Annotated in this window: 8 protein-coding genes; 5 read left to right on the top strand and 3 right to left on the bottom strand. The window is 39.4% G+C overall.

What is annotated here, in order from left to right:
* Nucleotides 1-76: 76 nt before the first annotated feature.
* Nucleotides 77-1153, bottom strand: a complete 1077-nt coding sequence (gene apbC / locus HWV01_RS10075; RefSeq protein ID WP_211675241.1) for an iron-sulfur cluster carrier protein ApbC — start codon at nt 1151-1153, stop codon at nt 77-79.
* Nucleotides 1154-1356: 203 nt separating this feature from the next.
* On the opposite strand from apbC, the gene metG reads away from it, so the two are divergent.
* The 3 genes from metG (at nt 1357) to cdd (ending at nt 5743) form a co-directional block, all read left to right on the top strand.
* Entirely contained in the window at nt 1357-3423 is a 2067-nt protein-coding gene (gene metG / locus HWV01_RS10070; RefSeq protein ID WP_211675240.1) for a methionine--tRNA ligase, read from the top strand.
* A 111-nt stretch (nt 3424-3534) separates the two neighbouring features.
* Nucleotides 3535-4725: a class I SAM-dependent methyltransferase gene (locus tag HWV01_RS10065; RefSeq protein ID WP_211675239.1), complete on the top strand. Its 1191-nt coding sequence runs from the start codon at nt 3535-3537 to the stop codon at nt 4723-4725.
* Nucleotides 4726-4828: 103 nt separating this feature from the next.
* Nucleotides 4829-5743 (top strand): cytidine deaminase, encoded by a 915-nt coding sequence (gene cdd, locus HWV01_RS10060; RefSeq protein WP_211675238.1) that lies wholly within the window; start codon nt 4829-4831, stop codon nt 5741-5743.
* 73 nt (nt 5744-5816) lie between these two features.
* Here cdd and HWV01_RS10055 read toward each other — a convergent pair whose 3' ends face one another.
* A complete protein-coding gene (locus HWV01_RS10055; RefSeq protein ID WP_211675237.1) occupies nt 5817-6656 on the bottom strand; it encodes an isopenicillin N synthase family oxygenase in 840 nt (279 codons plus the stop codon).
* A gap of 278 nt (nt 6657-6934) precedes the next feature.
* The gene (locus HWV01_RS10050) at nt 6935-7612 is read right to left on the bottom strand and encodes a thiol:disulfide interchange protein DsbA/DsbL (protein ID WP_249185515.1); all 678 of its coding nucleotides are present in this window, start codon (nt 7610-7612) and stop codon (nt 6935-6937) included.
* A gap of 359 nt (nt 7613-7971) precedes the next feature.
* Here HWV01_RS10050 and HWV01_RS10045 point away from each other — a divergent pair, with 359 nt between their 5' ends.
* On the top strand, nt 7972-9885 hold the full coding sequence (locus HWV01_RS10045; RefSeq protein ID WP_211675236.1) for a methyl-accepting chemotaxis protein: 1914 nt from the start codon (nt 7972-7974) through the stop codon (nt 9883-9885).
* Nucleotides 9886-10197: 312 nt separating this feature from the next.
* Nucleotides 10198-12111: a methyl-accepting chemotaxis protein gene (locus HWV01_RS10040; RefSeq protein ID WP_211675235.1), complete on the top strand. Its 1914-nt coding sequence runs from the start codon at nt 10198-10200 to the stop codon at nt 12109-12111.
* Nucleotides 12112-12131: the final 20 nt, after the last annotated feature.

Below are 12131 nucleotides of genomic sequence, written 5' to 3'. Positions count from 1 at the left end.
AAAATACCTACAATAAGTTAGTAAATACCTATAATAAGTTAAAAAATAGCAATAGTAAGATACAAAAGTACCTACATTACGTTAGCTTAATCGGTATCTCTGTTGATATTGTGTGCGTTTGAAAAAACATTTTACTCACAATGTCATTTGCTAGTTGCGTATAGACAGCTGCAAACTCAGAGTCAGGTCGTGCAGCAACGGTTGGTGTACCCGCATCTATATCCGCACGCAAGTCAATATGTAACGGTAGTTGAGCCACACATTCTGTGTCAAAACGTGCGGCCATTTTAACCACACCACCCGTGCCAAAAATTGCTTCTTCGTGCCCGCAGTTACTACAGATATGCGTACTCATGTTTTCGACAACACCCAATACAGGTACTTTCACTTGTCTGAACATGCTAATACCTTTGGCAGCATCAGCAAGCGCAACATCTTGTGGTGTTGATACGATCAATGCACCCGTTACTGGAATATTTTGACTCAAGGTTAATTGAATATCACCCGTACCCGGTGGCATATCAATAAATAGATAATCAAGTTCACCCCAATGTGTTTCACCGAGTAACTGCATTAAAGCTTTACTTGCCATTGGACCACGCCAAATCATCGCTTGATCATTTAGTGCAATAAAACCAATACTATTAACCGCTAAACCATGGGCCTTGATCGCAGTCATGGTATTACCATCGTATGCTTCAGGGCGAGATTCGCTTACACCAAGCATGAGGGGAATTGAAGGGCCATAGATATCCGCGTCCATGATACCGACTTTCGCCCCCATTTTAGCCAATGCGAGCGCTGTATTAACAGTTGTAGTTGACTTACCCACTCCACCTTTACCTGAGGCAACCGCAATCACATTTTTCACACCGTGAATAGCTGGCGCATCGTTACAACGGGCTAAGGTCGCAATATCTAATGTTATCATCCACTGAACGCTTTCCACGCCCTTCATGAGTGCTACTTTTGGTTCTAACTTGGTTTTAACTTCGCTTTCAAAATCCAACGATGGAAACGGTAACCGTATCTGGATCTCAACACAACCATCCTTGTTGCTAATTGTTTCTAATACATTACTGTCAGCAATATTTTTCAACCAATTTTTAGGTTGAAAAATACCAACGAGCTGAGTGATCTTTGCTATATCCATAACCGCCTCTTAATTTAAGCTTGTAAGTGTTTAGCTTTTAAGCATTTATACTTTATTAATCTACTATATCAATGATAAAGCAAAGAATCACAAATAAATACGCTAAAAAACGCAGGGTTTTTAGCCTAACATCTATGCTTTATAAGTCGTATCAGGTAACATCGGATAACTTTATTTTTCACCACAAGATGAATCAGATTTTTATGACATCAGAACGCAAAATCTTAGTAACAAGCGCATTACCCTATGCCAATGGCCCTATTCACTTAGGTCATATGCTTGAGTATATCCAGACTGACATCTGGGTTCGTTTCCAAAAGCAACGTGGCCACACATGTACATATGTATGTGCAGATGACGCCCACGGCACGCCTATCATGCTTAAAGCGCAAGAGCGCGGTATTACGCCGGAAGCAATGATCGCGCAGACTAAAATTGAGCATATGGCTGATTTTGCTGATTTCAATGTTGGTTTTGATAACTATCATTCAACGCACAGTGATGAAAACCGTGAACTTGCAAGCATGATCTACACGCGTCTACGCGACAATGGTCATATCAAAACACGTGTAATTTCACAGCTATTCGATCCTGAAAAACAAATGTTCTTACCAGATCGTTTTGTTAAAGGTATCTGCCCAGAATGTAAGAGTGAAGATCAAAATGGTGATAACTGCGACAACTGTGGCGCAACGTATTCTCCAACTGATTTAATCTCTCCAAAATCAGTTGTTTCAGGCGCAGAACCAATTCTTAAAGATTCAGAGCATTACTTCTTTGATCTACCTGCATTTGCTGACATGTTACAAGCATGGACACGCTCAGGTACATTACAAGACGAAATCGCGAATAAACTTGCTGAATGGTTTGAAGCTGGCCTGCAACAGTGGGATATCAGCCGTGATGCACCTTACTTTGGTTTCGAAATCCCTGATGCGCCAGGTAAATTCTTCTACGTTTGGTTAGACGCGCCAATCGGTTACATGGGTAGTTTCAAAAACCTTTGTGATCGTCGTGACGATCTTGATTTTGACGAGTACTTCAAAAAGGATTCAACGACTGAACTTTATCACTTCATTGGTAAAGACATCGTTAACTTCCACAGCCTATTCTGGCCAGCAATGCTTGAAGGCACGGGTTTCCGTAAGCCAACAGCTGTATTTGCACACGGTTTTGTTACTGTAAACGGTAAGAAAATGTCTAAATCACGCGGTACATTTATTATGGCGCGTACTTACCTAGACAACCTAAACCCAGAATACCTACGTTATTACTACGCAGCAAAACTCAGTAACAAGATTGTTGATCTAGATTTAAATCTAGAAGATTTTGCACAACGCGTAAACTCTGACGTTGTTGGTAAAGTAGTGAATCTTGCAAGTCGTACTGCTGGCTTCATCTACAAACGTTTTGATGCAAAACTAGCAAGCGAAATCTCAGAACCTGAATTATTAGCTGAATTCGTTGCTGCTGGTGATACTATTGCTCAATATTACGAAACACGTGATTTTAGCAAAGCGATTAAAGAAATCATGGCACTTGCTGATAAAGCAAATGCATACATTGCAGACAAAGCACCGTGGCAACTTGTTAAGCAAGAAGGCTGTGAAGCCGAAGCGCACCTTGTTTGTACAATGGGTATCAACTTATTCCGTATCCTATCAGTTTACTTGAAGCCAGTATTACCAGAAATGGTTGCTGAAGTTGAAAAATTCTTAAACGATGATTTCAATTGGGATAGCTACAAAACAGCATTAACAGACCACGAGATCAACAAGTTCAAACCGTTAATGCAACGTGTTGACATGGACAAAGTTGAAACGATGGTTGAAGCATCTAAACAAAACTTAGTAGTTGCTGAAGAAGAGAAAGAAGAAGTTGTTGTTGAAGAAACACCGCTTGATCTTGCTTCTGATAAGCACCTTAAAGATGAGCCAATTGGTGAAATGATCGCATTTGATGATTTTGCAAAAGTTGACTTACGTATTGCTAAAATTGTAAAAGCTGAACATGTTGAAGGCGCTAAGAAATTACTTAAGCTAACCTTAGATGTAGGCGGCGAAACGCGTCAAGTATTTGCTGGTATCAAATCAGCTTACGAACCAGAGCAACTTGAAGGTCGCTTAACGGTTATGGTTGCTAACTTAGCACCACGTAAGATGAAGTTTGGTATGTCAGAAGGTATGGTACTTGCTGCAGGCCCTGGCGGCAGCGATATTTTCGTACTAAACCCGGATGAAGGTTCTGAACCTGGCATGCGCGTAATGTAAGACGGTTTAGTCATAAAAATAGTGTTTCATCGCTATTATTATCACTAACTTTAAAGGGACTCACACTGAGTCCCTTTTTATCTATCTACTATAGAAGAATAAGAGATTTAAATGACAGCTCAAATTATCCTTGCTAAAGGCAAAGAAAAAGCACTTAAACGTAGACACCCGTGGATCTTCTCTGGCGCAGTTTCAAAAGTGAAAGGCGAAGCAACAGCTGGTGACACAGTTGATATCATGAGTGCCGGCGGTGAATGGCTAGCATCTGGTAGCTACTCTCCAGAATCTCAAATTCGTGTACGAGTGTGGCATTACGACCGTGGCGTAGAAATCGATCAAGCATTCTTTGAAAAGCGCATCAAACAAGCGCAATCATTACGTGATGAGTTAATCGAAGAAAAAGGCCTAACTGGCTACCGTTTAATCGCAGCTGAATCTGATAGCCTTCCAGGTATCACAATCGATCGTTACAACGATTTCTTAGTATGTCAGTTATTATCAGCGGGTGCAGACTTTCACCGTGAAACACTTGTTGCAGCATTAAGCGTTCTTTACCCAGAGTGCAGTATCTACGAACGTTCAGATGTAGCCGTACGTAAAAAAGAAGGCCTAGAGCTAGTACAAGGTGTTCTTAAAGGTGAAGAGCCACCAGAAGTAGTTATCATTGAAGAAAATGGCGTTAAAATTGAAGTTGATATTAAAGGTGGCCACAAAACTGGTTTCTACCTTGATCAACGTGATAACCGTAAAGCAGCTGCAAAATATGCAAAAGGCAAAGACGTGCTTAACTGCTTCTCTTACACGGGTGGTTTTGGTGTTTACGCACTACAAGCTGGCGCAAAATCAATCACTAATGTTGATTTATCACAACCTGCGCTAGACATTGCAAAGCGTAATATGGAACACAACGAATTAGACATTTCAAAAGCAGAATTCGAACGTGCTGACGTATTCAAACTACTACGTAAATACCGTGAAGAAGGTCGTACATTTGATACGATCATTCTTGACCCACCTAAATTTGCAGAAAACAAAGCGCAAATGAAAGGTGCTTGTCGTGGTTATAAAGACATCAACTTTGTGGCAATGCAAGTACTTAAGCCAGGCGGCACACTGTTAACATTCTCATGTTCAGGCCTTATGGAAGATGGTTTATTCCAGAAAATTGTTGCGGATGCAGCACTGGATGCTGGTCGTGATGCTTATATCGTTGAACGTTTATCACAAGCAGGTGATCACCCAACGGCTAGCTTCTATCCAGAAGGTTATTATCTAAACGGTTTAGTACTAAAAGTTTTATAATTTAGAGCTTTGATCTTGTAATAAATTGGATTTAGTTGCAAAGTGGCACTCAGATAGAATTTAATTCTCTATTCAGTGCCACTTTTTAATAAGGCCAATTTTTATGAAAAAAAATCTTCAAACAGCACTTTCCAGTTTACCGACATCACTTCAAAGCCATGTTCTACCTATAATCTCTAAACCTGATTTTAAAGGTGTCATTAGCGCTGCCGATGTCGATTTATTACAACTGCATTCAGCACTTGAAACACCTGAATTATTATTCAGTTTGTTACCCCTCGCTGCTGCCTATTCTGTTGCACCGATCTCTGAATTTAATGTCGGCGCAATTGCACGAGCAGGATCTGGTAATCTGTATTTCGGTGCTAACTATGAATTTTCGAATCAAGCATTATTCAACAGTGTTCATGCTGAACAAGCCGCTATCAATAATGTATTTAGTCACCATGAAACTGAAATTTTAGATATTACAATTACCGCAAGCCCCTGTGGTCACTGCCGCCAGTTTATGAATGAATTAAGCTGTGCCAACGAATTAATTGTGAACCTTGAAGCCAGCGGTAGCAAACCACTGTCAGCCCTATTACCCGATTCATTTGGCCCAAGTGACTTAGGTGTAACCTCTCCCCTTCTTACTGCAGAAGCGGTATCGTTGACACTTAGTAGCGACTCAGCATCCGCAATTAGTGGTCATAATTCAACACTTACTGAGGTCGCACTTCAAGCAGTAAATACAAGCTATGCACCCTACAGCCATTGCCATGCTGGCATCGCGTTAAGAACAACATCAGGTACTGTAATTACAGGTCGTTACATTGAGAATGCGGCATTTAATCCATCGCTATCACCACTGCAATCCGTGTTAATTAATTTGAATTTAGCGGGATTTGAATTGGCCGATATTGAGGCGATGATCTTGGTTGAAAAAGCAGAAACGAAGATGAGTCATGCACAAGCAACACAAGTATTGGTATCTGAAATAGGCGTTGTGAATTATCAATACTTATTAGCAAGTTAAACAATAAACGAAAACATCAACTATCCGAGCAATACTTGATGTTTTCGTTATTAAATACTTTTAGTCTAGAATGTTAAAGAACACCTAGCTCACGCAGTCTTTCTGTTAAATATTCACCTGCGGTATAACGCTCTGATAATACAACCTCTGAATTAGGGTGTAAAAATAGCGGTAGCGAAACACGCGCTTTAGTCATATCAGCACCTTCAGGGTTTATCACTCGGTGCGTTGTCGATGGAAAATAACCACCCGATGCTTCTTGCAGCATGTCACCAATGTTAATAATGATGTTACCAAAATCACTTGGTACATCTAACCAGCTACCATCTTGTTTCTGTACTTGTAAACCTGGCTCATTAGCAGCAGGTAACACTGTTAACATGTTAATATCTTCATGTGCCGCTGCTCGAATAGCACCCATTTCTTCATCGCCCGTCATTGGTGGGTAATGTAATACGCGTAGTAGCGTAAGCGAGCTTTCTTCAACCATTTTTGACAATGGCATGCTGTATGTAGCAGACACATCGGCAGGTGAAAATTCTTCAACCCAATCAAGTAGCTCAGCGGCAAGTGCATTTGCTTGCTCGTAATACGCTAGAATATTCTCTTTTAATGACTCAGGAATACGGCCCCAAGTATATACATGGAAATATTCTTTAATATCTTTAACACTGTGGCCTTTTGCTGTTTCAGAAACAGTTGCAGGGAAAAAACCATCTTGCGTTTCAGGTTTAAATAAGAAATCATGTTTTTCTTCTGTTTCGAAAAACGCTTGCCATTCAGTATAAATAGTTCGAACTAATTCCGGATTAATCGGGTGATTAGTTAATACACCAAAACCTGTTTCACGAAGCGATTTTACAAACGCTTCAGCGCTGTTCTCTGCGCGGTAATCAATTGCTGCTAATGTCATTGCATATACTTCTCTGTTTAATTATTACAGAGAATAATAAAATTCATTAAACATAATGTCTACTGTTATCAACCATTTTTACCATATTATTTATCAAATGAACTACAATAGTACCTGCTTGCCATCACAAACAATACTATTAACCTTTGAATGAAAGTCGATATAAAAACACATAATATACAACTATTCGATATTTAACCCTGAAGAAGTGCAAAAAAAAAGAGCCACATAAATGCAACTCCTCAGTATTGATATCTGTTATATGATGTAATTAAAGGCTATTGCTCTAAAGTATTTAAGTAAGAAATAGTCGCAGCCAGATCTTTTAATGTTTTATGCGCACCTGAATTAACTAAGTACTTACCTTTTACTAAAAAAACAGGTACAGATGCAATATTAGCGTTAGTCACAATCTCTTCTGCTTTAACCATTTTCTGATATACCGCTTCATGTTCAGCTTGGTTTAAATCGATTGGGCTCTTCATGTTATATTTTTTAAATATGGTTATCATCTGTTCTTTTTTCTGTGCTGGCGTCATAATTTTAACAGGTTCTTCATTCTTTTGACCTTCTCCATGATCATGATTGTCTGCACCCGCACCACTTTGCGTATAAGTAAACAAATCAGCCATCATCTCTGAACTCGGTTTACCACCATTTTGATTTGCTGCTGCATAATAAACATAAGCCGAACGTTGCGCACTTTCATTAAACGTTACGTGGGTTTTGGCAAAATCTATTTTGGTCATATCTTCCATTACAGGAATCATTGTTTCCATGTTCTTACAATTGCCGCACGCAAGGGAAAAAATCTCTACAACATCAGGTAAATCAGACATAGGCGTCGGGATAATTGTATATTCGTTCCCTTCTTTTGGACTATTGTCCTCACTGCAGCCAGTAAGCGCAAAGAAAGAAACAAGAACGAATAATAACGGCTTAAAGATAGATTTCATAATAAATAGGGGACCATAAGTTGGAAGTTTTGAGAGCCTACAATGGATTATTATCAGTGTCTAATTATATTACTTAGCTTTACTTTCGGTATGATATAGATCAATTAAGTGACGCCATAACGACTATCAAGATAAATAAGTTCATAACACTATGACCACCGACTTTGCTGGTCATTAAATAATGATAATTACAAATTAATAGGTAGTTAGCCGCAATTAAAGTGATCTAGATACAGATTATAATATAAAGAAATATACAATAAAGAACCATATGGCTATTATCCTGCGGGCTATGTCTACAGCTTCCACATCTACCCTTCTACTATCAATTAATACCGTTATGTAAGGATTATGTTAACGTGAATTTTTTATCCAGTTTTAAAGGCCGTATCATTACAGTAGTGATATTACTCGTTATTTCCTCACTCGTGATATCGAGTTTTATTTCTTACCGACAATTATCTACTTCTATCGTAGGTAATATTGATAAATATTCACAGCTACAAGTCGATAGCACAGCCAACAAAATTAATAGTTGGTTTCAAGGCATCAAAAAAGGTTTAGCTGCAACAGCGCCTGATTTTGCAATCCCTCGTGATGATGAACAATTATTACTCATGGTGAAACAAGTATTTCTCGCTACCGACGCAAATGATATTTTGGCTGCTTATGAAGACGGTAAAGCAATTACAGCCATAGACGGTAAGCTAAGTTTAGAAAGCTATGATCCACGTACTCGCGACTGGTATAAAGATGCAAAACAAAAAGGCTCTACAATCATTACCGGTATTTACAGTGATGCTACAACGGGCGGATTGATGATAAGTATTGCTGAACCCTTCTATAATAATGGCCAATTTTCAGGGGCATTATTAGCTGATATTCGCTTAGAAACAGTAAGTAACTTTATTAAGAATTCATCATTTGCAGATACCACGCTTAATTTATATGACATGACAGGCATGACCATCGCGTCAACAGATGAACGTCAAATCGTAGGTAAGCCGATGGACTCAGCTAATGCTACATTGACACCACTTAAAGACATGATCTCAAGTAACGAAGAAGGTACTTTCGAATTTAGCCAAGACAAGAAAACAACGCTTGCGTATTTCACAACATTAAACCTTAATGATACTATTTCTTGGAAAGTAGCTATCACAGTAGACAAGTCTTCTCACTTTATCGAGATTGAAGAAGGTTTAAACAGCGCACTTATCACTGGATTCATCCTCGTGATTCTGGCATCTATTATTAGCTTATTATCCTTAAACCGTTTATATCGCCCTATCCTCACACTAAAAGAAACAATTGTAGATCTTGCTAATGGCAATGCTGATTTAACCCGCCGTATCGATGTTCAAAGCAATGATGACTTAGGCCTGATTGCAGACGCAGTGAATAAATTCACGCTTAATTTACAAAGCATGATGTTAGACATATCACAATCAACAACCTATATCTCAGATGGTATTGAAGCACTTCGTTCGCAGACGGTACACAATAATAATGTATTACTAGAGCATGCATCGGAAACAGAACAGATTGTTGTTGCTATTACAGAGATGAGTTCTACAGCAGATAGCGTTGCTCAAAGTGCTGCGCAATCGGCTACCTTCACACAAAAATCAACAGATGAAGCTAAACGTTCTAAAGAAGTGGTTAAAGGTGCGGTATTTGGCGTTGCAGAACTCGTTACAGAAGTGGATAAGATGGCATTGAACATTCAAACCATGAACGAAGATACCAATAAAATTAACTCAGTATTAAGCGTCATTGGAGAAATTGCAGACCAAACGAATTTACTCGCATTAAACGCCGCAATTGAAGCTGCTCGAGCAGGTGATCAAGGTCGTGGATTCGCCGTCGTCGCAGATGAAGTGCGAACGTTAGCAGCCAGAACACAACAAAGTACCTCTGAAATTAACGATATGCTAACCCGATTACGTAGCGGTGCGGACTCTGTAGTGCAAGCAATGAAAACCACAAAAACGAGCTGCGAACAAACAGCGGAAACGACAGGAAGTGTGAATGAAAGCCTAGATTCAATGACAGAATCAGTACTTCAAATAAACGATCTTGGCATTCAAATCGCCACAGCGGCAGAAGAACAAAGCTCAGTAACGGAAGAAATTAATCGTAACATGACCGCGATTCAACATATGGTACAGCAATTAACAAGTAACAGTGAAAAGACACTCAATAGCACCCATGACTTAGCAAGTAGTAATACACAGCTAATGAGTATTGTTAGCCAGTTCAAACTGAAATAAATAAATCTTTAAGCAATGCGTTGAACCTTATTCAACTTTGGAACAACGCATTAATTCATTGCTAACGCCCGCTAAAGCCTCACAAATATAACCACTCTAAATCCCTCAAAACTCAATCCAACCCAATGTATGCATTAATACTTAATGATTAGAGATACTAAAGTTTAGTGACCAAGATCAACTATTGGGCATTAAAAATGCGATGTCTATTTCCCCTGCCGATAAGCTAATAACAATGTAATTACGATAGTGTTGTCGCGTTATCATGCGCATTAACACTCCCGATACTAATGATTATAAGGATGTACCCACGTGAATGTCTTATCAAGTTTTAAAGGCCGGATAATTACAGTTATTATGTTACTGCTTATTACAACGCTAGCAATTTCGAACTTACTTTCTTATCGTCAAATGTCTTTATTAATTAAAGAAGATATCGACCGCTACTCAACACTAAAAATACATAGCACGTCAGACAAAATAAACACATGGTTTCAAACTATTAAAGATGGTTTAATCGGAACAGCTCCTGACTTTGCTAAACCGCATAACGATTACCAAATTAACTTAATGGTTCAACAGATTAATGCATCAACAAAAGCAACGGATATTCTTGTTGGGTTTGAAGATGGCAGCTCGTACAGTGCTATGACAGGCACTCGTTATGTCGCTGATTACGACCCTCGTTCTCGTGCTTGGTATGAAGACGCGAAACGTACAGGTACAACAATTATAACCCCGATGTATAAAGACGCACTGACTAATAATTTATTAGTGAGTATTGCCGAACCTTTCTATAAAGATGGGCAACTGGTCGGTGTATTACTTGCTGATATCGAGCTAAACATACTTGAAGATATCGTTAAATCATCAGCATCTGACCATGCGAGCACTAGCCTATTTGACGAGACTGGCACTATAATCGCGTCAACAGATAAAATAGAAGATCCAGGAAAATCAAAACTTGCAGACAATAGTGCTCTAACAGAACTACAACAGGCAATGCTAACAGGAGACGCTGGTAAGCTAACCCATCCCGTTAATGGCAAAGAAAAAATCAGCTATTTTGATTCAATTAAACTTGATAACCAGCTAAGCTGGCATATATTGGTAACGGTAGATAAAAAGGCTCACTACGCTGTGATCGCAGACAGCTTAGAAGATTCGCTTATCACTGCGATTATAATGACGCTTATTGTGACCTTGTTAATATTCATTTGTCTGAATAAACTCTACCAACCAATCATCGCACTGAAATCGACGGTTCAAGACCTGGCGCAAGGTAATGGCGATTTAACCCAGCGACTTGAAGTAACAAGTAAAGATGATTTAGGGCAGATTGCTGAAGCGGTAAATACCTTTATTGCTAATCTCCAAACAATCATGTTAGAAATATCGCAATCAACAACACATATTTCTAGCGGTATTGAGCAACTTAGATCCCATACAGAACACAATAATAGCGTATTAATTGACCACGCAAGTGAAACAGATCAGGTCGTTGTCGCAGTAACAGAAATGAGTTCGACTGCTGACAGTGTGGCTCAAAGTGCTGCGCAAAGTGCAACCTTCACACAAAAATCAACCGATGAGGCACACCAATCTAAAACGGTCGTTCAAGGTGCAGTAAACGGGGTTGCAGACTTAGTAAATGAAGTTGAAGCAATGGCGTTAAACATTCAAACTATGAATGAAGATACTCACAAAATTAGCTCGGTATTAAGTGTGATTGGTGAAATTGCAGATCAAACTAACCTACTCGCGCTAAATGCTGCGATTGAAGCGGCACGTGCAGGTGAACAAGGTCGAGGCTTCGCGGTGGTTGCAGATGAAGTTAGAACGCTAGCGGCAAGAACCCAGCAAAGTACCTCAGAGATTAATGAGATGCTAACTCGCTTACGCAGTGGTGCAGATACCGTTGTAAAAGCCATGGACGCAACGAAATTGAGTTGTCAGCAAACCGCAGATACAACAGCAAGTGTGAATGAGAGTCTTGATTCTATGACGAATTCAGTTATGCAGATTAATGATCTCGGTATTCAAATTGCGACAGCAGCAGAAGAACAAAGCTCAGTAACAGAAGAAATAAACCGTAACATGACAATGATTCAAAGCATGGTTTCTCAACTAACCGAAAATGGTGGAAAAACCATGGACAGTACACATACTCTAGCAAGTACGAATGATCAACTGGTTACCATTGTTGGACAGTTCAAGCTGCAATAATTTGATTTGATGTAGGCCTT

Source organism: Moritella sp. 5, assembly GCF_018219455.1.
Classification (GTDB): Bacteria; Pseudomonadota; Gammaproteobacteria; order Enterobacterales; family Moritellaceae; genus Moritella.
This window is presented reverse-complemented; position numbering and strand designations above follow the sequence as displayed.